This window comes from Bradyrhizobium sp. Leo114 (assembly GCF_055229415.2).
The window spans coordinates 204,161-230,369 of sequence record NZ_JBUYEN020000002.1 but is presented as its reverse complement, the minus strand read 5'-3'; the positions used below and the strand labels follow the sequence as shown (position 1 = coordinate 230,369).

The 26,209-nt window shown below is 60.9% G+C and carries 14 protein-coding genes; 11 read left to right on the top strand and 3 right to left on the bottom strand.

Going from position 1 to position 26,209, the window contains the following annotated elements:
* Positions 1 to 47 precede the first annotated feature (47 nt).
* The 10 genes from ACZIRK_RS03355 to ACZIRK_RS03310 all read left to right on the top strand — a co-directional run bounded on the left by ACZIRK_RS03355 (position 48) and on the right by ACZIRK_RS03310 (position 17,899).
* On the top strand, positions 48 to 1,490 hold the full coding sequence (locus ACZIRK_RS03355) for an LVIVD repeat-containing protein (protein ID WP_130229930.1): 1,443 nt from the start codon (positions 48 to 50) through the stop codon (positions 1,488 to 1,490).
* 9 nt (positions 1,491 to 1,499) lie between these two features.
* Positions 1,500 to 2,039: a hypothetical protein gene (locus ACZIRK_RS03350; RefSeq protein ID WP_463326959.1), complete on the top strand. Its 540-nt coding sequence runs from the start codon at positions 1,500 to 1,502 to the stop codon at positions 2,037 to 2,039.
* A gap of 75 nt (positions 2,040 to 2,114) precedes the next feature.
* Complete coding sequence (locus tag ACZIRK_RS03345) at positions 2,115 to 2,732, top strand: LysE family translocator (RefSeq protein WP_028163796.1); 618 nt, start codon at positions 2,115 to 2,117, stop codon at positions 2,730 to 2,732.
* A 366-nt stretch (positions 2,733 to 3,098) separates the two neighbouring features.
* The gene (locus ACZIRK_RS03340) at positions 3,099 to 3,230 is read left to right on the top strand and encodes a hypothetical protein (RefSeq protein ID WP_456643856.1); all 132 of its coding nucleotides are present in this window, start codon (positions 3,099 to 3,101) and stop codon (positions 3,228 to 3,230) included.
* Positions 3,231 to 3,847: 617 nt separating this feature from the next.
* Entirely contained in the window at positions 3,848 to 6,037 is a 2,190-nt protein-coding gene (locus ACZIRK_RS03335) for an alkaline phosphatase family protein (protein WP_463326958.1), read from the top strand.
* 656 nt (positions 6,038 to 6,693) lie between these two features.
* The gene (locus ACZIRK_RS03330; protein WP_463326957.1) at positions 6,694 to 8,898 is read left to right on the top strand and encodes an ATP-binding protein; all 2,205 of its coding nucleotides are present in this window, start codon (positions 6,694 to 6,696) and stop codon (positions 8,896 to 8,898) included.
* 220 nt (positions 8,899 to 9,118) lie between these two features.
* A complete protein-coding gene (locus tag ACZIRK_RS03325; RefSeq protein WP_130226567.1) occupies positions 9,119 to 10,318 on the top strand; it encodes an adenylate/guanylate cyclase domain-containing protein in 1,200 nt (399 codons plus the stop codon).
* A gap of 69 nt (positions 10,319 to 10,387) precedes the next feature.
* Positions 10,388 to 11,095, top strand: coding sequence for an ABC transporter substrate-binding protein (locus tag ACZIRK_RS03320; protein ID WP_130226561.1), 708 nt, complete (start codon positions 10,388 to 10,390; stop codon positions 11,093 to 11,095).
* A gap of 306 nt (positions 11,096 to 11,401) precedes the next feature.
* A complete protein-coding gene (locus ACZIRK_RS03315; RefSeq protein ID WP_165421322.1) occupies positions 11,402 to 11,578 on the top strand; it encodes a hypothetical protein in 177 nt (58 codons plus the stop codon).
* Between the two features lie 1,077 nt (positions 11,579 to 12,655).
* Positions 12,656 to 17,899: a DUF4082 domain-containing protein gene (locus ACZIRK_RS03310; protein ID WP_463326956.1), complete on the top strand. Its 5,244-nt coding sequence runs from the start codon at positions 12,656 to 12,658 to the stop codon at positions 17,897 to 17,899.
* A gap of 9 nt (positions 17,900 to 17,908) precedes the next feature.
* Here ACZIRK_RS03310 and ACZIRK_RS03305 read toward each other — a convergent pair whose 3' ends face one another.
* The 3 genes from ACZIRK_RS03305 to ACZIRK_RS03295 all read right to left on the bottom strand — a co-directional run bounded on the left by ACZIRK_RS03305 (position 17,909) and on the right by ACZIRK_RS03295 (position 23,967).
* Entirely contained in the window at positions 17,909 to 19,351 is a 1,443-nt protein-coding gene (locus ACZIRK_RS03305; RefSeq protein WP_463326955.1) for a DUF5107 domain-containing protein, read from the bottom strand.
* A 37-nt stretch (positions 19,352 to 19,388) separates the two neighbouring features.
* Positions 19,389 to 22,724 (bottom strand): adenylate/guanylate cyclase domain-containing protein, encoded by a 3,336-nt coding sequence (locus tag ACZIRK_RS03300; RefSeq protein WP_463326954.1) that lies wholly within the window; start codon positions 22,722 to 22,724, stop codon positions 19,389 to 19,391.
* A gap of 400 nt (positions 22,725 to 23,124) precedes the next feature.
* A complete protein-coding gene (locus tag ACZIRK_RS03295) occupies positions 23,125 to 23,967 on the bottom strand; it encodes an alpha/beta fold hydrolase (protein WP_130226558.1) in 843 nt (280 codons plus the stop codon).
* Positions 23,968 to 24,282: 315 nt separating this feature from the next.
* Here ACZIRK_RS03295 and ACZIRK_RS03290 point away from each other — a divergent pair, with 315 nt between their 5' ends.
* The gene (locus tag ACZIRK_RS03290) at positions 24,283 to 25,893 is read left to right on the top strand and encodes a B12-binding domain-containing radical SAM protein (protein ID WP_130226557.1); all 1,611 of its coding nucleotides are present in this window, start codon (positions 24,283 to 24,285) and stop codon (positions 25,891 to 25,893) included.
* Positions 25,894 to 26,209: the final 316 nt, after the last annotated feature.

The window sequence follows — 26,209 nt, the reverse complement described above, 5'->3', positions numbered from 1 at the left end:
GTAGCGTCAGCCAACGAAGATTGGCTTTGCAACAATGGGAGTGACGCATGAAGGGTGGCGGCAAACTTGCGCTGTGTGTGGCAATTGCTTTTCTCGGGAGCGCGGGCGCTTATGCGGAGCAGCAGAAGGTCGGAGCACCTCCCGAAGCCTCCAACATGAGATTGGTGGGAACCAACGACCTGCAGGCGCGCAGCGCCTATCAGCCCACCATCCATCATCAGGGCGACCGCTGGATCGCCTATATCGGCCATCACGGCGGCACTGATGAGATCCCCGATCCCGTCAATCCGATGAGCGGCAAGCCGGAACCCAACGGCACGTCGATCGTCGATGTCACCGATCCCGCGCATCCGCAATATCTGCGGCACATTCCGGGGCAGGAGGGCAAATATGAATCCGGTGGCGCGCAGATGGTGCGTGTCTGCGACGGCAAGGATCTGCCGAAGGGGGATCGGAGCGCGGTCTATATGCTACGCACCTTCGGCAGCGAGGCGCATGAGATCTGGAATGTCGCCGATCCCGCCAATCCCGCGCTGATCGCGCGGATCGGGGGACTGAAGGATACGCATAAGAGCTGGTGGGAGTGCGACACCGGCATCGCCTTCCTGGTATCGGGCGCGCCGGACTGGCGCACCCGTCGCATGACGCAGGTCTACGATCTCAGCGATCCCGCGCATCCCGTGAAGATCAGGGATTTCGGCCTGCCGGGCCAGGAGCCTGGTTCGACCGGCGCGGTGCCGACCGAACTGCACGGGCCAATCTCAACAGATTCATCCGGCAACCGCGTCTATTTCGGCTATGGCACCAACAAGGGCGGTTTCCTGCAGATCGTCGACCGCGAGAAATTGCTCAACGGACCGAAGCAGCCGATCGCCGAGAATCTCCGCGATCCCGAAATATCGCGCATGCCGCTCTCGGCACTCAACGGTGCGCACACGGCATTCCCGATGCCGGGCATGCCGATCGCGGAATTTTCGCATGACAAGGACGGCAAGACCCGCGACATCGTGATGATCGTCGACGAGGCGATCTTGAACGAATGCGGCGAGGCGCGGCAGATGGTGTGGTTCGCTGACGTCACCACCGAGACCCGGCCAATGATGATCTCGAGTTACACCGTGCCGGAGGCGAGCGGCTCGTTCTGCGAACGCGGCGGGCGGTTCGGTTCGCATTCCTCGAGCGAGAGCATGGCGCCGGTCTACTACAAGAAAATCGCCTTCATCGCGTTCTTCAATGCCGGCGTGCGTGCCCTCGACATCCGCGATCCCTATCACCCCAGGGAAGTCGGCTACTTCATCCCGTCGATCACACCGGCAACCGACAAGCGCTGCGTCACCATCGAGGGCAAGGATCGCTGCAAGGTCGCGATCCAGACCAACAATGTCGAGACCGACGAGCGCGGCTATATCTATGCCGTCGACCGCGCCAATACAGGACTGCATATACTCGAATTGACCGGCGAGGCGCGCGCTGTCGCCGGCCTGCCCTGAACGGGACGAATGCGCACCTGGCTGGTCATCGCGATTGCAGCACTTGTGCTCGGCGTCCTCTCGGGCGTCCCAGCCTACGAGACTTCGACGCCGCGCGAGACATGGCAAGAGATCGCCTGGCCGTTTCCGCGCGACGGCTGGCCCGCCGGTCGCGCATTCCGCTGCAATGCCGTGGCCTGCGGCGGAGATATCGAGGTCTACATCCGGCCAAAGCTCGGCTTCTGCAACTGCACGACCGGCGTCGCCGACGATGATGAGGTCGACCGCGTCGCGGATGTCGACTTGATCAGTACGCAGTTTGTACCGCTGCAGGCAGGAAAAGCAGTGCGTGTCGCCGATATGCCCGGACGCATGAGGACGTACGATCTGAAGATTGGCGATGGCGTGCCGCATGGAGCGATCGGCATCGCGGTCTCGCACCGCTGCGATCTCCTGGTGGCGGCGGCGCAGGGCAGGGGAGATGCAGCGGTCGTGCAGCGCGCGGCACTGCAATTGCTGGCATCGGCAGAGACGGCGAGATGGGTAAAATTCGCGATGAACACGCAGTAAGAATGCGCATGCCCGGGCTTGTTCCGGGCATCCATGTCCTTATTATGCAACGAAAGCCTCGAGCCGAGTCCTCCCATGTCCCTGCAAGCCTATCTCGCCTATGTCGCCGCCTGCATTGCGCTCGCTTTGTTGCCCGGCCCGATCGTCACGCTGGTGATCGCCAACGGCCTGCGGCACGGCACCCGCGCAGCGCTGACCAATGTGCTGGGCGCGCAGGCGGGGCTGGCGATCGTGATCGGCGTCGTTGCGGTCGGTCTCACCTCGCTGATGGCGACGATGGGCTACTGGTTCGACTGGGTGCGCTTTGCCGGCGCGGCCTACCTGGTCTGGCTGGGCATCAAGCTGATCCGCTCGCCGGTTGCGGAGGTGAGCTCGGATGAACCGCCGCCGCCACCGCGCGGCGGTTTCTTCCTGCAGGGATTTCTGGTGCTGCTGTCGAATCCGAAAGTGCTGGTGTTCTTCGGCGCTTTCATTCCGCAATTCGTGGACCTGAACAAGGATCACTTCCCGCAAGTGGCGTTGCTGGGGGTGACCTTCATGGTGACGGCGGCGATGAGCGACATGGTCTACGCGCTGCTCGCCGGCCGCGCGCGAAAATTCTTTTCCAAGCGGCGGACGCGCCTGGTCTCGCGCGTCTCCGGCGGCTTCATGATCGGCGGCGGCATCTGGCTCGCGCTGACACGGGCGCGTTAAGAGCCGGCGTCGCGCTCAGGCGAATAAAGAAAAAAGACCGCTAATCGAGGTGGCCTCAAGTGCAGGTCCGTAATCGAAGCTTCGATAATTACTTCTTGCCGTGTTCCTCCATGTGGGCCTTGGCGGCTTCCTCGGAGTGATGCATGGCGTGAAGGGGGTGAGCTCTTTGCCGTATGTGCATGGTGCGTCGCTTTTTCGTGATGTCCGCCTCATGGTGCTTAGCGGCTTCGCGATCCCCGGAATGTCATATGCCTGTCATGAAACGTCGCCATGTCTCGTGGGAATGCCGACACAGGCCGACTGCCGCGACTGCGTTGTGAGCGACGTCGAGCCTGTCTTCGCCGAGATGCTGATATTGCGCGGCGCATGAGTGCAGAGACCGACAGCGAAGATCGCAACATCCTGCTGAGCGAACGCTTTCCCGGTGGATCGTTCAAGGTGGTCGTAGCCCGTGCGCCGCGCGATTTGCACCGCTACCATTTGCGCTCAGACTTCTAGATTAAGTTCCAGTCTGTGGCAGCATGCGGACACTGTGGCGCGTGCCAGAATGCGAACGTCGCACTGAGCCAGCTCAACGATGGCGCTGCCCAATACACAGTTTGTGCCAATGTCCACGCAGCAATATGCGGAGGCGATGGGTTGGCGCGAGCTCGATACCGAAAGCGCAGAAGGCTGCCAAATCCAGACGCGCACTTATTCGAATTGAGATTGTCAGACATCGTCAGAGACCTATCGCATGACCCTGCAGGCACGAACTTGCGGGTGACGCTCACTGGTTGACTGCACCATTGCTCCGAGACTCGCCACCAAGCGTTGCAGACGCGTTCGGCCTCGACGTACGTGGTTCCACTCGAAACAGATTGCGATCCGAACGCTTGCGTTCCCTCGCACGGCAAGGAGCGCTGGTTACTTCTAATATCGACGCGAAAGGCCACGTGCCGACATCATCGTAGCGTTGTCGCCACCACATTACAGGTGTCGCCGAAGCGTCACATGCGCGTCGTTAGCCAAGCCCGATAATCGTTGCGTCGTTTCCGACCAAACCCGCCTAGATTGCGCAGCGAAAATGGGGCGTCCATATGAACTTGAAGAGTTTTCTCTCCTTGATATTGGCAATGTCGCTCGCTGCATCGCTGACCGGCGTTGCGGCGCCGGCGCACGCCGATAACGACGGCGGCAACCGCGACCACGGCGACAACCGCGACCATGATCATGACGGCGATCAGGACGGGAACCATCATGGTCGCAAGTCGCCGCGGGTGGTGGTGATCTCGCTCGACGGCGCGAAGCCCGATTTCATCCAGAAGTTCATCGACGAGGGCGTGTTGCCGCATGACGGCGGCCTGGCGCGGCTGAGCCGCCGCGGCGCGGTGGCGGAGCAGAACGTGACGGCGTCGCCGTCGCTCACCGCGGTGTCGCACATCGAGATTGCCACCGGCTCGACGGCGGTTCACAACGACATCCCGTCGAACACCTTCCAGGCAATCGTCGGGCCGATCTCATCGAGCATCAGCGGATTTGCGGCACCGATCGGCGGCTATCGCGAGAGCCCGCTCGGGCCTTCGCCGCGGCCGACGGCGTTGCCGTTGTGGGTGCAGTTGCGCCAGCAGGGCAAGAAAGTGGTCACCGCGACCTGGCCGGGCGGCGACGGCGCCGACATCTCCATCAACAACACCGTGGTGCAACCGGCCCAGCCGATCCGCGTCACCGACTTTACCGTGCCGTTCGGGGCGTTCGGCGGTATCGGGGCTCAGGGCTTCTCGCTGTCCCGGGGTGATTTCACGTCCGATCCGGCTGTTGTCACGGCGCTCCAGGCGGCCGGCCGTTTCTCGTTTAGCCCGGTGCTGGTAACCTCAGCGCCGATCGAGACGTTCTCGTGTTCGTCGGCGCCATCGGCGACCTGCACCAATGCGGCGACGCTCGACGTTAAATATTCGATCCGGGTGGCGGCGCTCGACACCACCAATGACCGCAAGGTGAATTACGACACGCTGGTGTTCTTTGACGCGACGCGCGGCATTACGGCAGGACCGTTCCACGCGCCGTCGACCGGACCGGCCTACGTCAAGCTCGGCGGCGAGAATGCGCCATTCTTCTTCGAAGGCAGCGGGGCCAGGGTCGGCGCCGCATACTTGGTCTCGGCGCTGGCGCCCGATCTTTCGGTGGTGCGGTTCGCCCGCTACGGAGCCAACTACATCCCGCGCAACGCGGCGGTGCTGGCCGATGTCGATGACATCAACAACAATGTCGGATTCTGGCGTCCGCAGGCTGACTTCCGGATTCCGGAGCGGCTGAGCCCGGGCTTCACCAACTTCCCCGACCTCGAGATCGAGACGATGTTCGAGGACATGGTGAAGACCTTCGTGCGCTACCAGGCTGATATCGGCGAGCGCGCGATCCGGAACTATCCCGACGCTGATCTCGTGATGGTCTACATCGAGCAGCCCGACGGTTCCGAGCATCAGTTCCTGCTCACCGACCGCCGCCAGGGCACCAACCCGACCGATCCGAACTCGATCGGCGGGGGCCAGGATCCGGCCAAGGTCGCGCGGTATGCTTCATATATCCGTTTCGCCTATCAGACGGCCGACAAGGCGGTGAAGCAGATCGCCGATGCGGCGGTCCGTGACAGCAACGTCATCGTGGCGTCGGACCACGGCTTCGCGCCGTTCCACACCTCGGTCAACCTGACCAACGTCCTGCGCAACGCCGGCATCGACACCACCAAGATCGCGATCCGCACTTCGGGTCCGGCGGCCAACATCTACGTCAACCTGCAGAACCGCGAGTTGGGCGGCACCGTCGATCTGGCGGCCTACAAGGCGCTGGTAACGCAGATCACCGACGCGGTGAAGAACGCGGTCGATTCCAACCCGAAGTTCAACTACTCGCTCAAGGACGGGCGGATCTTCACCGTGGTCGAGACCCGGCCGCTGCAGTGCGAGGAAGGGACCGGGGAATGCACCAGCAAGACCATCGGACAGGATTTCGGCGATGTGTTCGCGCTGATGGCCCCGGGCTACAACTTCGACGGCATCCAGAACCCCGGCGTCGCCCGTCTCGGCGATGCGCCGTTCAATGCGACATCGACCATGCTGTCGATGCCTAACTTCTATGGTGCCCACGGCCACGATCCCGAGCTGCCGGTGATGAGCGCGACCTTCATCGCCGCCGGCCCGCAGATCCGCAAGGACGCCACGATCCGCCGCATGCGCAACACCGACGTGGCGCCGACCGTCATGCAGATCCTGGGTGTCACGCCCCACCGCGTCGACGGCGAGGTGCTGCGCGAAATCTTGCGCTGAAAAGTTAGCGCGCGATCCTCAAACTCGTCCGATGGGCGCTGACTAGCGCCCATCGGAACCGGCCTCGTTGTGTCCTGGCTTCTCTTCGCCAACTTTTTGGCCGCTCGCCTACAATCGCAATCGTTTCCCGGCGGACTGAAACAGCTCTGTAATGCGGCCGGTTCAGGCTTTTACGGCAGAAGATTGGTAGCGGGACAGAAGTCAATGAGAATCACTCTATCGCCCTGACGTGCCAAGGGCCAACCCGACCGATAGATCGGCCTCCCTCGTCCGCGCCGAGCCGTGGACCTGCGGGGCCAGTCGACGATCACTAGAGCTCCAGCGATGTCGAGCGCCCAGTCCGAGGACGCTGCATTGGGCCTTAGGGCTCAATGGTTCGTGAGGCTGTTGAATGCTACGCGTGCCGCCATAGGGTCACCTGCCGCCAGTCTTCTCGTCGCTCTGCCATCCCTGGCATCGACATGGGCCAGCCTGTCTTCACGGCCGTGGGTGCCACTTCTCCGCGACGAACTGGTCAATGAAGGCTCGGAATAGCGCCACCGCTTGATGGCGTCGTTTCCGATCGCAGTTCGGAGAACTCTTGATGCAATGGCGCTTGTCGGTGGACTGGGCACGGTCGGTCTGATGCCGCCGATCATGCGTAGGAAAAGGTCGAAATGAGCAGCCTGTTATCACGCTTGTTCGCGCTGGTGGCAGCCGCCATACTGCCGGCAATCGCGATACAGGCGTACAATGAGATCGACCTGCGTCGCACGCGCGAGGTCGAAGTACAGGACGAAGCGCTCGGCCTCGCCAAGCTCGCCGCCGCTGAGCAGCAGCAGATCGTCCAGGGAGTTCGCCAGGCTTTGATTGCGCTCTCGGAGGTTCCGGCGATAAAGGCCAAGGACGTCCAGGAATGCGATGCCTACCTGTCCCGGATCAAGCAACAATATCCGGAGTTCATCTCCTTTATCGTGGTCGACATGAATGCCAGTGCCTTCTGCTCCTCATTCACGGAGCATAGGGTAGCTCCCGTAGTGCATAAGCTCGCTCCCGCCACTGGACGTGCCTACTTCGCGAACGCCGTGAGGACCGGAAAATTCACAATTGGAGAGTTCGCGTTCGGCCGAAATACCGGTCGCAGCGTCCTCCAGTTTGCGCTGCCATTCTACGAGGACGAAAACCACATGGGTGGCGTCGTCATAGCATCTCTCAGCCTTGATTGGCTCGCAGACTATATCGCGAAAAAGGGCGTTCCGGAGGGAGCCGCGCTCGCCATCACCGACCGCAACGGCATCTGTCTCGCTCGCTATCCTGACAATGCCCTGTTCGTCGGCAAGAAGCTGCCTGCCGGCAAAGATCCGACGCTCTCCAACGGGACTGTAGCTGATATGGTGAACGTTGACGGCGTGCGAAGAACTGTCGCATTCGCCGCTGTGGGGGAAGATCTTCTTGTCAGCTACGGCCTCGGCAAGGCGCAGACTTTCACCAAGATCGAACATCGCACGCAGCGCGACCTGTTGTTCATCCTCATGAGCGCCCTGATCGTCTTGATCCTGACGGCGTGGGGCGCCCAACGGTTCATCCAGCGCCCGTTTGCGCAATTGGTTGACGCTGCGAACCGCTGGCGGCTCGGCGAATTCGGCCGGCGTCTGGACATCGCGGGCAATTCGGAAATCGCACGGGTCGCCAGGGCGTTCAACGCCATGGCCGATGCGCTGAAGCACCGTGAGCACGAATTGTCCGAAGCGAGCGAGCAGTTTCATCAGAGCCAGAAGATGGAGAGCGTCGGCCAGCTCACCGGCGGCGTCGCGCACGACTTCAACAATCTGCTCACGGTGGTCTCCGCGAACCTCGAACTCATCGAGGCCGGTGATGATATCGGCAAGATCCGGCACTCCGCCGCGGCCGCGCGGCGTGCTGTCGATCGAGGGGCAAAGCTGACCGCGCAGCTTCTTGCCTTCTCGCGCCGGCAGATATTGAATCCAAGACCGGTCAACGCAAACCAGCTTGTTTCCGAGTTCCAGGGCATCATCCGCAAGGCGGTTGGGGAAGCATGCCGGGTCAAGGTGTGGACCAGCGAAGGATTGTGGCTGTGCCATGTCGATCCGGCGCGGCTGGAGACCGCTCTCCTCAATCTGGCCCTGAACGCGCGCGACGCCATGCCCAATGGCGGCGTGCTCGACATCGAGATGAAGAACGTCGTCGTGGGCGAAGGAGCCGCGGCGGGGTGCTTGCCCGGATCGTATGTCAGGCTGTCCGTCAGGGACACCGGTTCTGGAATGCCTCCCGAGGTGCGGAACCGGGTGTTTGAGCCCTTCTTCACAACGAAGGAGGTCGGCAAGGGCACCGGGCTTGGCCTTAGCATGGTCTACGGCTTTGTCCGTCAGTCCGGGGGACACATTGCCATCGAGAGTGCATTGGGAAAGGGGACCACTGTCGCCCTCTACTTGCCCAAAGCCACGCAAACGCCTGACGTCGAAACTGAAGACGCCCAACCCCAAGCGTTTCCGACCGGTTCGGAGCGCGTCCTGGTTGTCGAGGACAACGACGATCTTCTGGACCTCACGTCGGCGATGCTGACCAGGTCGGGCTATCAGGTTCGTTGCGCTCGGAACGGCACGGAAGCGCTTCGGCTGCTCCGGAGCGAGGAATTTGACCTCCTGCTAAGTGACATCGTGATGCCAAACGGGATCAACGGCATTGAGGTTGCCCGCGAAGCGAGGAAATTGAACAAGGGCATCAAGATTCTGCTTGCGTTGGGCTATGCGGGCGACGCGCTGGACCGCCATCAGGCGGTAGGCGAATTTCCGATTATCGACAAACCGTTCCGCATGTCAGAATTGGCGGCGCGCTTGCGGTCAATCCTGCACGAAGCTTGAGCTGCTCTCGCGCCGTTGCTTCCGGATCGGCAACGGGCCGCTACGGGAGCAGAACGGGCGCTTTTGCGCTACCCTGCGGCCTCCCGCGCCGGACAGGGCGGCAACTCCCCAACAACCCGATGCGCGCGCAAGCAAATTGCGGCGGACTTCGTTGACGCCGCCGGGCAGGGACACGACATATCCTCTGCTGTCGATCCAGGTCACCACCGAGGAACAAGCTATGAACCCGCCGCCAAACATTGATCCCCGCACCGCGTATTCCGACGACGACGTTGTGCACTGGCTGACCAACGACACGCGCGATGAGCGCTTCATCGACAATATTTTCGCCGAGATGTGTATGCGCCTTCAGCGCGCGGGCATTCCCGTCAAGCGGGCGTCGCTTCATATCCTGATCCACCATCCTCAATGGCTCGGCGCCCGGATGATGTGGGTCGACGGAATGCGTGAGGCCAAGATTGAGAGAGTCGATTACGATGTCATAGGGCGATCCGAATACATCGGCAGTCCGGCAAACGAAATTCGCGATGGTGCCCTCGAGGTACGCGAAAATCTCGAACGTGATCCTTCGCTCGGCCGTAAGCACGCCATCTATGACGAAATGCGGGCCAAGGGCCTGACCGACTATGTCGCTTGGCCGCTATATCATACGCTCGGCAAACGGCACATCGTGACCTTCGCAACCGACCGGGTCGGAGGTTTCGACGACGCGCATATCGCCAGCCTGCTAAAACTGTTACCGATTCTGGCGCTGGTCAGCGAAATCCGTATCAAGAACCGGCTGGCGCGAACGCTGCTTGAAACCTATGTCGGGTCGCACGCCGGCGAACTGATTTTGGCCGGCGCCACCAGGCGCGGCAGCGGAACCACGGTACGCGCCGCCATCATGATCTGCGATCTGCGTGATTTCACCAGGATCTCCGATAACTGGCCGCGCGATGATGTCATCGATCTTCTGAACGGGTATTTTGACGCGATGTCGGAGCCGATTGCGCGACATGGCGGGGAAATACTGAAATTCATCGGCGACGGTCTGCTCGCCATCTTTCCGCTCAGCCAGCCGTCGGCCTGCGCAAATCTGTTGCACGCCGTCTCCGAAGCCCGTCAGGCGGTGATTGCCCTGAACGAAAAGAATGGCGAAACCGGTCGTGAACCGCTGAATTACGGTATCGGCGTCCATGTCGGCGACGTCATGTACGGCAATATCGGGTCGCGTACCCGCCTCGACTTCACCGTTATCGGTCCCGCGGTTAACATGGCATCGCGTCTCGAAACCCTGACCAAACAATTGGGTCGAAAGGTGCTGCTGTCCCGCGCGTTCGCCGACTTCGTCAAAAGCGATTTCGATCTCGAACGTGTCGGCGAATATCCGGTGCGAGGCTTCAGCGAGCCAATCGAGCTGTTTGCCTATCATGGCTGAATACAGAGCTATCGCCAGGCGCAAGTCGGCCCGCCTGTCCTTGAGTTTAGCGCAGCAAAGGTCATAGCCGTGTCAACCTTGAGAGTGGGAGCAGCGCTTCCCGATCCGCCATTCGAGTTCTTGACGAGCGATGGCCCGGCGGGATTCGACATTGCGCTGGTGCAGCGCATCGCCGGGATGCTCGGCCGCGAATGGCGGCTGGTCCCGTACACGGGCTCCGATTTCAACGGCATCTTCGCCGGTCTGGATGCCGGCAGATACGACTGCGTCGCCTCTGGCACCACCATCACGCCGGGCCGGGAAGCAAAGGCCGATTTCTGCACGCCCTATGCGATTTCAGGCCAATCACTTGTCGTCGATGTCATCCGCAATCCGGATGTACATGGCATCGCCGATCTCAAAGGTCTGGTCGTCGGAGTGCAGCAGGGGAATACCAGCCAGCCAGTTGCTGAGAAACTGGTCGCGGAAAATCGTGCTGCGCGGGTGCGCGTCTATGCTTATCACGAGATCGAGCAAGCGCTCGATGATCTGACAAGCGGAGGCTGCGACGCCTTCATGAAACTCGCACCCGTCACGGCTTGGTTCGTGCGCGGCCGGCCGAGGCTTGGGGTCGTTCAGACCGGCATCACTGTGGAGCACCTTGGCATCTGTGTCCGCAAAGGAGACATCGCGCTGCGCGATGCGATTGGCGGTGCGCAGGCCGCGCTTGCGGCCGACGGCACATTGGCCTCGCTGGTCAAACAGTGGCTTGGAGCCGGGGCGATGCTGCCATCATGAATATCGTCACATGCTCTCCGCTCGGCCGAGGCTCCCGCGTGTGCACGGCATAGGCGTCATGAACGTCGCGATCCACTGGAACTGGTGAGCTAGTTCACAATGCCCGAGATCATTGAGTGTTAGATAGGTTTCATGCGGAGCCTGACTATGCGCGCCATCATCGTATTTGCTATTCTTTTCGTCATCGTGGCTGCAACGCACCACGGTGCTTATCGACCGTATCCAACTGCTCCAATGCCTGCAGTCAATGTTCCTTGACCGGACTAGCCTGGGTTCGTAAAACATGGCTCTTGAAGAGGAGTTGTAATGGCGAAGAAAAAGAAAGCCACGCGCGTGTTATGGTCGAAGGACGACCTGAAGACGCTCAAGACCATGGCGAAAGAGAAGCGTGGTCGAGACAAAATCGCAAAGTCTCTCAAGAGGTCACCCGCAGCGGTGACCGTGAAAGCATCTGCCCTCGGCATTTCACTGAGCACCAAGTAGCTTGACACTCCTGCTTGCGAGGCTCGCGATGGGAATGCTTGGCCGATTCCGTCTCCGCGCGGTTCGGCCCATATCTTTAGATAGAATCTTTAGATAGATGGCTTCATCGCGTCGAGGCAAGGCGTTCGCGTTAGCGCGCATCCGCCTTGCCTCCGCAATGCACGTCGCTTCGGTCGCGACCAGCACGATCTGGATTCCGCATGCGAGACCCGTCACGCGTGACGGTGTTGTCTCGCGCGTCGAGCGGATCGGCCGGCGTCGAACTGATTAATCCAAAAGACGCACTGGTTCGCGCAGCGATGAGTTGCGCGACCATGCAGCGCATGCCGCCAAGCAGGCGGCGCTATGCAATTCGCATGCGGGCGCTTTGCCTGCTCCATTCAAGCGCAAATTGAATATCTCCTGATTTGAAATCCATTTGTGCCAAGAAGGGAAGTTCGGCTGGATTCAACCCATTAGAAAATCACGACTATCCACTGTCAGTTTGACGAAGATCGGCATCGGGTTGTTCAGCAAGGGCTGGGGTGCGACAGAACAGCAAATTGAATTAAACGGAGATTAATATTTAATTTGGGAGAATTAAATATTTTAAGGCGGTGTCATCGCATGAGGTCGTTATACGAAGATTTTGGTCTGGGCCGCATCGCTCTCGGATTGCAGACGTGGCCACGCACTCTCCTGCGAAGAAATGTCCGAGTTTCAGCTTCAGACCAAGACGAGTCGCTGTCGCTGCTCGCCGCGCGGAATTTGCAGGAGGGCCTGGGTCTGAGCGCCTCAGGTGCCGCGGCGTCGGCATCCGCTGCAACATCGGACGCCGGATTTGCAGCGTTGACGACAGAAGTCCGAGCGCCAGCCTCCGCGGCGGCCGAACCAGCGCCGCCAAATCCTGTGGTCATCCTTGGTCACGTGCCTTCGACTGCGACCCCCAACATTTTCGGATCTTCCACACCTCCAGCAGTCGCGCAGGTTTGCGGCTGCGGCTACTTCATTGCTCCAACACAATTGCTCGATCAGAGAGCAGCCAATGCGGCGTCGGCGCAGTTGCACGGCAGCCGCGTGTCTGGCGGAGCAGATTTCGTGTTGACCGGCCGCGCCGGGGCCATGGGCGCCTCGACCAGTGTCTCCATGTCCTTGGAGAACATTGCGCCGCTCGCAAATTGGAATGCACTACTAGGCGGAGGGGCGAGCTGGCGCACGCTGCCGGGAGGCGGCGAGACTGGTATCGGTACGGGGAAAGGTGAAATCGGAATTCTATCAGGCTCGGTGACGACTGCAGAGCTTTCTCCTGCGGGGCGGCAGGCCAACACAAGTACGTCGCCCAACGCACTCGCGGCCGCCGCGACTTCCACGAACCCAATCGTGCTCGAGAACCAGAAGACGGGAAATCCGCAAAGCGAATGGGATATCGAGGGTGCTGGCAGCTCGAATATCGAAGGTTTTGCCACCGATATCAGCGTGAATCGTGGCAACCAGATCGATTTCAAGATCAACACGGATTCATCGAACTATCGGATCGACATCTACCGCCTCGGCTATTACGGCGGCATGGGTGCGCGAAAGGTCCACACCATCCAGCACACCGGTGTGCAGAACCAGCCGGCGCCGCTGCGTGACGACACGACCGGCCTGGTCGATGCCGGCAACTGGTCTGTTTCGGCTTCCTGGGAGGTTCCTGAGGATGCCGTGTCAGGCGTCTACATCGCAAAGCTCGTACGCGAGGACGGTGTTGAAGGCGCCAATCACATCCCGTTCATCGTCAGGGATGACAGCAGCACCAGCGACGTCATCTTTCAGACCTCTGACACGACCTGGCAGGCCTATAACGGCTGGGGCGGTGCGAATTTCTATGGCGGCAACGGCCCTGCCACAGGTCAAGGTGCGGGACGCGCCTACGCGGTGAGCTACAACCGGCCGATTGCCACCCGCGGCAGCGTTGGAAGCTTTGCAGGTCCGCAGGACTATCTGTTCGGCGCTGAATACGCGGCGATCTACTGGCTGGAGCAGAACGGCTACGACGTCTCCTACATGTCGGGTGTTGACACGGACCGTTACGGCAGTCTGCTCCTCAATCACAAGCTCTATCTCGACGTTGGTCATGACGAGTACTGGTCGGGGCAACAGCGCGCCAATGTCGAGGCGGCCCGCGATGCCGGTGTCAATCTGGCGTTCTGGAGCGGCAACGAGATGTATTGGCGCACGCGCTGGGGCAACAGCATCAGCAGCGACGGCACGGCCTATCGCACCTTGATCTCCTACAAGGAGACCTGGTCACCGGACGCATCGATCGATCCAAGCGACGAGTGGACCGGGACGTTCCGTGATCCCCGCCTCAGCCCGCCGGCGCTCGGCGGAGGAAGCCCGGAAAATGCATTGATCGGACAGATGTTCCAGGTCGATGACGTCGGCCAAGGCAGCGGCCTGCAGGCAATCACAATTCCCTACGACGACGCCAATCTGCGCTTCTGGCGCTACACCAGCGTTGCGAATCTTCAGCCGGGGCAGACAGCGACGCTGACCAGGAACTACCTCGGCTATGAGTGGGACGAAGCGGTCGACAATGGATTCGATCCCGCGGGCCTAGTCCGGCTCTCCTCGACGACGGTTCCGGTCAACAGCTACCTCCTTGATTACGGCAACACGACGGGAAGCGCCATCTCGACCCATAACCTGACGCTCTACCGCGCGGCAAGCAAGGCATTGGTCTTCGCCGCCGGAACGGTCTACTGGGCGTGGGGTTTGAGCGACAATCACGACCTGACGCCAACGCCCACTGACTCGCGCGTGCAACAGTCGATGGTCAACTTGCTCGCCGACATGGGTATTCAGCCGGGAACGCTGCAGCCGGATTTGGTCGCCTCCACCGGCTCCACGGATCAGACCGCGCCGACCTCGAGCGTCAACGCGCTGGCAAACATCAGAGCCGGAGACGTGGTCACGATTTTCGGCACGGCATCGGATGTCGGCGGCGGCGTGATCGCCGGCGTGGAAGTATCGACGGACGGGGGCTTGAGCTGGCATCCGGCGATTGGTGACGAGACATGGTCCTATAGCTGGTCTCCGCAGGTCGCCGGGACCTACACCATCATGTCGCGCGCGGTGGACGACAGCATCAATCTCGAAACGCCTTCCGTGGGGCGCACCGTGACCGTCGAGGCTCCGACTTACGTCTCGCTGTTTCCGGGCTCGGCCACCCCCGACACCGTCAACACCACCGATGCAAGCGCCGTCGAACTCGGCGTGAGATTCCAGACGTCGGTTGCCGGCACCGTGAGCGGCATCCGTTTCTACAAGGGCAGCCAGGATACCGGCACCCACACCGGCCAGCTCTGGAGCAGCACCGGCACCTTGCTGGCAACGGCCACATTCACAAACGAAACCGCCAGCGGCTGGCAGAGCGTGACCTTCTCCAACCCGATTTCGCTGACGCCCGGAGCCACCTACGTCGCCTCCTATCATACGGATGTGGGCCATTACTCCGCCAGCGTGAACTATTTCTTGAGCAATGTGACGAGCGGTCCGCTGACCGCTCTCGGCAATGGCAATGGCGTCTATACCTACAGCAGCAATATCGCGTTCCCGACGAGCACGTTCGCGGCGACGAATTTCTGGGTTGACGTCATGTTCAATCCTTCGGTCACCAACAGCGCGCCCATAGCTGCCAATGACGACGGACCGATTGCGACCCGCGATCTGGCCCTGACGATTGCGGCGTCGTCCCTGACCGGGAACGACAGTGATCCCGATGGGGATGCGGTCAGCGTCATCGCCGTGAGTGCAGCAACACACGGCACCGTCGTGCTCAACGCGCAGCCCAATCCGCAGAACAACACCATCACCTTTACACCCGATGCCGGCTACACCGGTCCGGCGAGCTTCACCTACACGATCTCCGATGGGCGCGGCGGTACGGCATCGGCCACCGTCAGCTTCACCGTGGTACCGCCAGGGGCGGCTCCCGTCAGCCTGTTCAGCGCGTCAAGCACACCGGCTCTGACCGACCTCAATGACGGATCCCAGATCCAAGTCGGGATGAAGTTCACGTCCTCGGTCGCCGGGCAGATTACGGCGCTCAGGTTCTATCGCAGCGCGAGCGACACCGGCATCAACACCCTCGATCTCTGGTCGTCAACAGGCACTCGTCTCGCCACCGCCACCTTTACCAACACCTCAGCCAGCGGTTGGCAGACCGTCACGCTGTCATCAGCGGTTTCGATCGCCGCCAACACCACCTATGTTGCTTCCTATCACACCACCGGCGCCTATGTTGCGACCAACAACTACTTCACCGCGGCCGTTACCAACGGTCCTTTGACCGCGCTGTCCAGCCTTGCCGCCGGCGGCAACGGCGTCTACTCCTATGGCGGCACCAGCACCTCCGGCATCTTCCCGACCAGCTCCTGCAACGCCGCCAATTATTGGGTCGATGTCGTGTTCGCGCCGTCCGGCGGCGCCAGCAATCAGCCGCCGGTTGCCAACAACGACAGCGGCTACAACACCACGCAGAACACGGTGCTGACGATTGCGGCGGCGGCGCTGCTTGCCAACGATACCGATCCGGACGGCGGCACACTGGCAATCACGGGCGCGAGCGGCGCCGTCAACGGCACGGTCAGCTTCGACAGCCAGACCAATACGATCACCTTCACCCCGACCGCCGGCTATGCCGGGCCCGCGTCCTTCAGCTACGCCATCGCCGACGGACAGGGCGGCACGGCAACTGCAACGGTCAGTCTGACAGTGAATCCGGTAGCCAACCAGCCGCCGGTTGCCAACAACGACAGCGGCTACAACGCCACGCAGAATACGGCTCTGACCATTGCCGCATCGGCCCTGCTTGCCAATGACACCGATCCGAATGGCGATCCGCTGACCATCACCGGTGTGAGCGGCGCCGTCAACGGCACCGTCAGCTTCAACGCCCAGACCAATGTCATCACCTTCACGCCGAACGCCGGCTACACCGGGCTCGCGTCCTTCAGCTACGCCATCTCCGATGGGCGCGGCGGCACCGCGACTGCAACAGCCAATTTGACAGTGATCCCGCCGACGGTGAGCTTGTTCTCAAGCTCCGACACACCAGCGATTCTCGCCGATTCTGACACGGCCCAGGTCAATCTGGGGGTGCAGTTCACGTCCTCTGCGGCCGGCACCATCAACGGCATCAAATACTACAAAAGCGCCGGTGACACCGGCACCCACACAGGTTCGTTGTGGAGCAGCACCGGCACGCTGCTGGCGACCGCCACGTTCACGAACGAGACCAGCAGTGGATGGCAGACGGTGACCTTCAGCGATCCTGTCTCGATCACCGCCGGAACCACCTATGTGGCAAGCTTTCACAGCAACGGCCGCTACGCGTCGACCAGCAACTACTTCACGTCTTCACGTGTCAATGGCCCGCTCACCGCATCCGGCAGCAATAACGGCGTCTACACCTATGGCGCGGACAACCTGTTCCCGACCAGCACCTTCGGTGCCACCAACTACTGGGTGGACGTGCTGTTCAGTCCGGCGAGCGGCGCCGCCAATCAGGCGCCCGTCGCGGCCAACGACTCCGGCTTCAGCGCCACTCAGAACTCGCCGATCTCGATTGCAGCCTCCGCGTTGCTTGCCAACGACAGCGATCCGGATGGCGATGTCCTGACGATCACGGGCGTCAGCAACGGCGTCAACGGCACCGCAAGCTTCAACGCCCAGACCAACACCATCACCTTCACACCCAACTCCGGCTATACGGGACCGGCGTCGTTCAGTTACGCCGTCTCCGACGGCCAGGGCGGGATAGCGACCGCATCCGCGTCCCTGACCGTCAACCCAGCATCCGCGAGCATCATAAGCCTGTTCGGCTCCAATCCGACACCGAGCGTGGTGTCAGTCAATGATCCGCAGTCGGTGGAGCTCGGGTTCAAATTCCAATCGTCCAGCGCCGGCGACATCACCGGGTTGCGCTTCTACAAGGGCCCATCGAATACCGGCACCCATACCGCGAATATCTGGAGCAGCACCGGCACCCTGCTTGCCACCGCCACCTTCACCAATGAGACGGCCAGCGGCTGGCAGCAGGTCAACTTCGCTGCGCCGGTCACGATCACTGCAGGGACAACGTATGTTGCGTCCTATCACACCTCAGGAAACTACTCCGCCGATCCCGGCATGTTCAGCTCGGCGGTCAGCAACGGGCCGCTGACTGCACCATCATCGGCTTCGATCGGAGGCAATGGCGTGTATGCGTATGGATCGGGCAGCCTGTTCCCGACCAGCACCTACAATGCGACCAGTTACGGCGTCGATGTGTTGTTCCGTCCACAACTCGCGGCATGAGGAAAGAAGTCAATTTATTGTCGCCTCGGCTGCGATCAGTTCTTTTCCATTGGTGGTCCTGATCGTCAGCTTCACCTGTTCGCCGCTGCTGCCGTCAGGGATCGTTGCCGAAATGCGATTTCCATTTTTCGGGTCGGCCTTCACGATGTCGTCGAACAGTGCCGTGTCGCCGCGTTTCAATGTTACGCGGAGCGGGGCGGCCGGTTCGATGCTGAAGAACTGAACAGCGACGCTAGACGCCTTGGCCGAAAGATTGATCAGGATATTCTCATTCGCATGCGTCACGTTGCTCATGCCGACCGTCGGACTGTAGGTTTCCGGAATCGAGACTTCACCCAGCGCGGGAAAGTCAGCGCTATGGAAAAATTGGTCCGACACGCCTGCCCATAATTCGACGTATGGTCGCCACTCATTCGGCTCCTTGCGGGGATCGGTTTCGCCAGTGAACGAGGGAAATCCCCACGTCCACATTTTCAAGCCCGGCGTCAGCCTGTTGTCCGCGATGCGAAAAATTCCTTCTTCGTTGTCATGGTTGATCACGCCCCAGAAATTCCCGCCCTGCATATCGGGTGCCGCGTAGGCGATGCCCATCGTCGGCCAGTTCTTGAAGAAGCGCAGGTTTTCGAAGCGCCGCCTGCCCATCCCCGCGCTCTCGTCGCCATCTGCCAGATTGGCCGACCAGGCGGGCGTGCTATAAGTTCGGATCGGCGCGATGATTTCGGCGCCGGCGGTCGCTTTAGGGTTTTTCGGATCCGATCCCGGAGCGAGCGTCGTGCATGTCCAGTACTCGTACCGGATCGCCTTGTCGTGCCGATTTTTGAGCACCACGCGCGTATCGAGTGCGGTCCGGTCGGCTTTCAGTGTGACATAGTATGTGGCTTCGATCCCGGTTGAACTCCTGAATTTGCCAGGTCGCGCGGAATAGTCGAAATTGTCTTTAAGCGACATCGCGACCGTCACTTCGCCCGTGCTCTCCTTGACCACCTCAAAGGCCCACGGCTTCAGCCACGTTTTGCCGTGCTCGGCATCCGGGAATGTCGGGAAGATGCCGCCATACACCATCAGCCAGTCGTAGTAGAAATTTCCGGCCTTGATCCCGTAGGGTACGCCGACATCCGTGCGATAGAGTTGTTCGTGGCCGGTCGGCTTGTAGATGATGGAAATAATGCGCCCGCCGAATTCGGGCACGAGTGTTACCTTCAGATATCGATTCTCGAGCACGCGCGCCCTGAACGTGCGGTCGACGATCGTGTTCTTGTCGAGCGACCCGCTGAGAAATCCGTCCTCCGCATCGGTCGCATACTTGACGGTACTCCACGTCATCGCCGTCTCTGCGAGAGACACACTATCTGCCACCGGCGAGGCCGCACGCACGACGTGAAACGCACAGAGCGCCGAAAGTGCTGCTATTCCGAAACAAGAAAGAGCACGCAAGGGAATCCCGACCGGCATCTACGTCGCCTTTGAATGAGCCGAAATGGCAGGCTGACTAATGCGCATGCTCGAGCAGCCCTTCGGCTTCCTTGATTTCGGGGAGATCTTGCCACCCCGCGTCGAATTCAGCGAGGACGGGAGCGAGCACCGAGGATACCGCCTCGGGCCGGCCATTTGTATTGTGCAGGCGCGCAAGTCCAAGTGCGCTGCGTAGCTCGAACGTCCTTGCCTGTTGGTGTCGGGCGATTTCCAGGGCTCTGTTGAAGGCATCTTCGGCACTGGAGAGGTTCGCAGCGTCATGGCGCAACAAGAGCTCACCTTGGACGCGATGCAGTTCGGCATCAAGCCAATGCTGGCCGGATTGTTGCGCCCACCCGATCAATTCCCTCACAGTTTCCAACCCGGCCTCGGGTTGGCCCGCCTCTGCATCCGCCACGGCAACATGCATCCCCCAAAACGGCTCACAGAGGTAGCAGTCATTCTCGTGCAGCAACGTCCAGCCTCGGCGCATTTCCGTGAGCCCAACCATTCGCTCGCCCGCCCGCCACTTTGCTAGGCCGTTCAGATAGGTGCCCGCGGCCACATACAACGGCATCGTATGGTCGCGCGCCAGACCCAAGGCCAGGATCGTCTCTGTTTGCTCCAACATGCCCCCGCATAGCCCGTCGAAAACCGCCCGATGAACGAGCGCATTGGCTTGAGCAAGCGCTCGCTTCTCTCCTGAGCCACTTACTGCTTCTGCAGCGAGCCGGCGTGCGCGATCGATCGCTCCGAGCGGCCAAAGCACCAGGGCAAGAAACCTCATGATAACGAACGGCAGATCGAGCGCGGACGCCCTGAATGTCGCGGGATCCGGCTCGGCACCATAGATCGCGAGTGCCTGCTCAAGATGCATTCGCGCGTTCAAGTACTCGCCGGCGAACCAGCAGGTCACCCCGCTGGTCCAGTGTGCGACAATGGCGGCTATCGGCGACTCCGGTCGTCGGTCGGCGACACCAATGATTGCATCCGCCAACTCCCGCATCGGCGCGATCTCGCCGTGAGTGAGGCATGCATTGAACAAGCCCGAATGGATCGGCGCGAGTTCGACCGGATCATTGGTATCAGCCGCGAACTGTCGGGCGCGCGTCCAAGCGGCCACCGTCTCGGGAGCGCTGTGCCCGAGACTGCCTCGCAACGCGCGGCCATATGCGATTTGAAGATGGAGCCTGCTCAGCATCCGATCAGGCTCTTGAGGCAGTTCATCGGCAATGGCAACGGCCTTGCCCAGATGTGCAATCGCCTCGGAATAGGCCGAGCGTTTCAGCGCCTGCTGGCCAGCCTTTCGCCACCACTCAAGGGCTGTCCCGCTCAACCCCGCTTGGGTGAAGTGATATGCCACGACTTCCGGCTCGGTCTCGGCCATGCCCGGAAACTGATCGCGAAGGACATCGCCAATATGCTTATGCAGCAGTTGCCGGCGGCTCTTGAGCAAGCTCTCGTAAGCCGCTTCCTGGACCAGTGCATGCTTGAAGCTGTAGCTCGCGTCGGGTGGCGTCCCGCGGCGCGACAGAAGTTCGGCCTGTTCGAGCTGCGCCAGCGCCGCGCTCAGCGTCAGCTCATCCCGCCCCGCTACACATCGCAGCAGCGTGTATGAGAAGTCGCGGCCAATGGCTGCGCCGATCTGCGCAACCTCTTTGACCGGCGCCAGCCGGTCAAGCCGCGCCATGAGCGAGTCATGCAGCGTCGCGGGAATGGAGAGCGGCGGTAGCGGATTATCGAGGCGATAGCGCCCGGCTTCTTCCACGAGCAGCCCGGACTCCAGCACCATCTTGGTCAGTTCCTCAACGAAGAGCGGGATGCCATCCGTCTTGTTGATGATCTGGGTCATCATTTCGCACGGCACCTGTCGGCCGACAGCCACCTGCTCGACCAGTGCGCGCGTGTCCTGCCGGTCAAACCGCTCGAGCCGCAGCAGGCTGACGTTGGCAAGGCCCGCCCAAGGCGGCTCGAACTCGGGCCGGAATGTCATGAGCACGAGGATCGGCAGTCCCCTGATCCGATCGACCGCGAGGTCGTACAGCTCGAGCGTCGTGGCGTCAGCCCAATGCATATCCTCGCAGACAATCAGCACAGGTTGCTGCCGTGCCAAGCCCTCAAGTTGGTCGAGGAGCGCGGCGAATGTTTGTCGCCGCTGCTGCGCTGGAGTCAGGCCGAGCGGCGGATAGCGCTCGCCGGTTGCGATCGAAAGAAGCGCGGCAATAAGCGGCGTCACACTCGCCACCTGCCGCGTTCCGAGCGCCAGCATTGCCTCAAGCTTGTCGAGCGTTTGCCCGGGCGTGTCCCGTGGCGTGATGCCGGCGGCCCGTTCGAGCTGGGCGATGAAGGGATGAAGCGCACTGTTGGTATGGTAGGGCGAGCACTGATAGCGCACCCGGCGGTGCGACCCCAGCGCGAGGCTTTCGGCCAGCGTTGCCACAAGGCGCGATTTGCCGATTCCGGCCTCGCCGGAAATCAACACCACTTGACCCTGGCCCTGCCACGCCAGTTGCTGGCGCGAGAGCACGAATTCGATTTCTGCCTTGCGGCCGACAAAGCCGATCGAGCGCGCGGTGCGCACCGCCTCGAAGCGGCTCTCCGATGCGGCTGCACCTTCGACCGCCCAGACCGCGATCGGATCGGAGATACCCTTCACCTCGCGGTCGCCGACATTGCGAAAAGTGAATAGATCGCCGAGCAGCCGGCGCGTTGAAGCGGACACCACAACCACTCCCGGCTCCGCCAGGCTCTGGAGCCGGGCAGCGAGATTCGGTGTATCGCCGACCATCGCCTGCTCCTCCGACGCACCTCCGCTGATGAGGTCGCCGACCACCACAAGACCGGTCGAGATCGCGATCCGCACTTCGACCCGTTCTTCGACGCGCGTTTCGAGCTTTCCCATTGCGGCGGTGATGTCGAGGCCGGCTCGCACTGCGCGCTCCGCGTCATCCTCGTGTGCGCGGGGATAGCCGAAATAGGCGAGGATTCCATCGCCAACAAACCTGGCGATCATGCCGTCATATGCGGCGATGACCCTCGCGCAGGCAGCCCGGTAGGCTCTGATCACCTCCCACATGTCCTCGGGATCGAGGCGTGCCGAGAGCGCGGTCGAGCCCACCAGGTCGCAGAACATAACGGTGAGATGGCGTCTCTCGGCGCCATGCTGACGCGCGGACTGGGTGATGAGTTCGGCTTGATCGAGTTCGGCAATCGCACGGAGCATTTTACGGCGATGGCCGAGCAGGACTCCGAGCCTGTCGAAGTCCTCATCCTTCAGATCGGGAAGAATGCCAATATCGATCCCATTCTCGGCAAAACGCTTCGCGTATTGCCCAAGCCCAAGCTTATCAAGCCAGTCTGCAATCTGCTGCATTGGCACCACCCACCGTCTGGTTGGCGGTTAGCCGAGCTGAATTACCATGCTCCGACCACGATCTGCCTGCCGACTGATCCCGTCAAGTTTGATAGGAACGAAATGTGAGATCGCTGACAATAGGACCGAATTTTCTCTTGCCGAGGTAGAAAGAAAAACTGCCAGCGCGCCCCAGATGAGGGAGGAGGCCGGTCAGCGGGCTCAATCATATCTGTTAGTAGGTCTCGGCCCATTGGCTAAAGGTTCATGAGCGCAGGTGTGCTGAATGGGCGAACCTGAATCGGCTATGCGCAGCATCGTCGCGACCTTTCGAGAATTGGAGGGAACCTCCAGCTCAGTCCAATATCGTTGGAATGGACCGTCCCACCTCGGCGCCTGCGATCGACTGGCGCCACCGCCATCAGGTCTTCGCAATGAACTCCTCAAGGTCATCAAAGAACCGCTGCTCAAACCCCAGCATGCGATGGGGGTGATGGCCGCACTGTTTATATTGGACCACTTCAAGATGGGGGTTGGTCGCCAGCAGACTGCCGGCGTGTTCATCCGAAAATGCTCCTCCGAACCGTTCTTCGCCTCGGACGAGCTTTGCCGGGCACAGGAATGGTCGCTCGGTCGATATCGATGACAACGCCTCTTTCAAGCAGTCATCACGGAGACAACGCGGGTCGAGGCGCTGTATCGCGGAAGCATGGCTGAGCAAATGCCGAGCCGATATGTGGTCCTTGACCACACCTCCCAAGCGGTCAGGCCCATTCGAAAGAAACTCGACATAGGTTGTGAACGGCGGACGCTCCTGCTGCCATTTCGTCAGCCGCAACAGCAAGAGTGAGAACAACTTCGAGAATATCGAGTTGCTCCATTCCTCCAGACGCCCCAGGAACCACGGCGGGTCCTCAAGGAACACGGCTCGGATGTTCGGATTGGTTTGGCTGAGCACACCGGCCACGCATGCGCCCAGCGAATGCCCAACGACGATTGCCGGACGACCAATGGCCGCCAGAGCAGTCTCGGCATCGGAAACATAACCCGCAAGGTTGTAGTTCGGCGCGCGATCAGAGTAGCCGTGACCGCGAAAATCGAGCGTCCAAACGCAATATCGATTGGTCAATCGTTGCTTGGTTTCATCCCACGTATCGCGACTTACGCTTGCCCCATGCAGAAACAGGACAGGCACCGCATCTATCGGGCCATCGACTGATGCGGCAAGTCGTACATCGCCGTTCGCCAAGGTAAGGTCGGTCATGCATTATGCTCCGCGATGCGGATCGTGGACGGCAGATTGCCGCAGGAGAGTGCGAGTTCCAAAATTGAGCCTCAAGAGCTGCTGTATCAATCCTGCGCGAACACAAAAATCGCTCAATTGCGTGCCATTTCTGCCACGTCCTTGGAAAAAGGACCGTACCAATTGCTGGCTCCGGAGCTGGTTGTTGCACCCGTAAGAATCATCAGCTTAGCTCTAGTACGCCCCTGCCGGGGCTAGGTTCGTTTCGTAAGGGAATGGACCGAGACATGGGCTATCTTAGGACACGCCATCTTAGGACACGCCATCTTAGGACACATGGACACACAGCCCCCGTGCAACGTCCTTATGCTCTATCCGCGCTTCGTTGCGGACTCGTTCTGGAGCTTTGGCGAATCCTGCAAGTTGATGGGCGTTCGCCGCCCCGCGGCTCCCCTCGGCCTGATTTCCGTCGCCGCGATGTTGCCGGTCCACTGGACGGTGCGCCTGGTCGACTGCAATACGGCATCGCTCACGGACGATGATCTTGCCTGGGCTGACGTCGTCTTCACGGGCGGCATGTTGCCGCAACAGGCTGACACGCTGCGGCTGATCGAGCTTTGTCGCTCACAGGACAAGCCGGTGGTCGTCGGTGGCCCCGACCCGACGTCCAGTCCGCACATCTATGCCACAGCCGACTTTCAGGTGCTCGGCGAGGCCGAGGGTGTTATTGGCGAGTTCATTGCGGCTTGGGAGAGCGGTGCCCGGTCGGGTGTGTTCACAGCGCCCAAGTTCCAGGCCGACGTCACCAAGACGCCGGTGCCGCGCTTCGACCTGCTCAATTTTGAAGACTATCTTTATCTCGGTGTGCAGTATTCGCGCGGCTGCCCCTTCACCTGCGAGTTTTGCGATATCATCGAACTGTACGGACGGGTGCCGCGGAGCAAGACGACCCCGCAGATGCTTGCCGAGCTCGATGCGCTCTACGAGATGGGATATCGCGGCCATCTCGACTTCGTCGACGATAACTTCATCGGCAACAAGAAGTCGCTCAAGCTGTTTCTTCCGGAACTCGCGGCCTGGCAGCGCGCGCACGATTATCCGTTCGAGTTCTCGACGGAAGCCTCGATCAATCTGGCCGATGATCGGGAACTCCTGGAGATGATGGCCGCGGCCAACTTCTTCGGCATTTTTGTCGGCATCGAAAGCCCGGACCCGGCGACGCTGGCCGCGACCAAGAAGAAGCAGAACACAAGGCGCGATATCGCGGAGAGCATTCACAGGATATACCGCGCCGGGATGCTCGTCACCGCGGGCTTCATCGTGGGCTTCGATAGCGAGAAAGTCTCGATCGCGGACGCCATGGTCGACTTCATCGAGGAGGCCGCCATCCCCGTCTGCATGGTTGGCCTGCTCTATGCCTTGCCGAACACGCAGCTTACGCGTCGTCTTGCCCGCGAAGGGCGGCTGCACCCCAATCACGATATGGGGCCAACCATTGGCGGCGATCAGTGCACCGACGGCATCAATTTCGATCCGACGCGCCCGTTGCGCGACATCCTGATGGACTACAGACAGATTCTGGAGAGCGTCTATCATCCTGCCGCATATGCCAGGCGTGTCGACCGGTTGATGACGATGCTCGACCGTTCGAGGCAACGTCAGGAACTGCCCGTCGGTGACGTCCGTGCCAAGGTGCGGGCGCTGGAGACCGTGCATCGCGTGGTCACCGCCATTCCCGAAGCGCACGATCCGTTTTGGCGAACCTTCCTCAACAGCGCCAAGCGAGACTCGTCCTCGGCGCGGATCGCGGTGGCCATGATTGCGGCCTACGCACATCTTGGGCCTTTTTCGCGCCAGGTCATCAGCGCCATCGATCGTCGTCTGGCCATTCTGGATGGGCCACCAAATTCGACGGCTAACATCGCGATGGCTGCGAACAGAGCCTAACGCCAACGGGAAATGGCGTGATATTTTCGAATGACACGTTCTAGTTTTGGTTGTGTCAAGCGAAAAACGCAGGTAGTTTTACCAGAACATTTTGCAGCGGGTTCACCAGACATTGAGGTGCCCCATCTGTTTCAGTTTCGAGCCAACTGCGGAAGCCGCGATTGGATTATAGGTACTGCGTACTATCGTCAGCGATAAATATCTTGCGTGAACCGGTTCACAGATGGATGGGCCAGAGCGCGATACGCTAATCGCGGCTCCTGCCCGGCGTGCGCCAGTGCGATCAGCATATTCGAGAAAGCGTCGAACATCGACG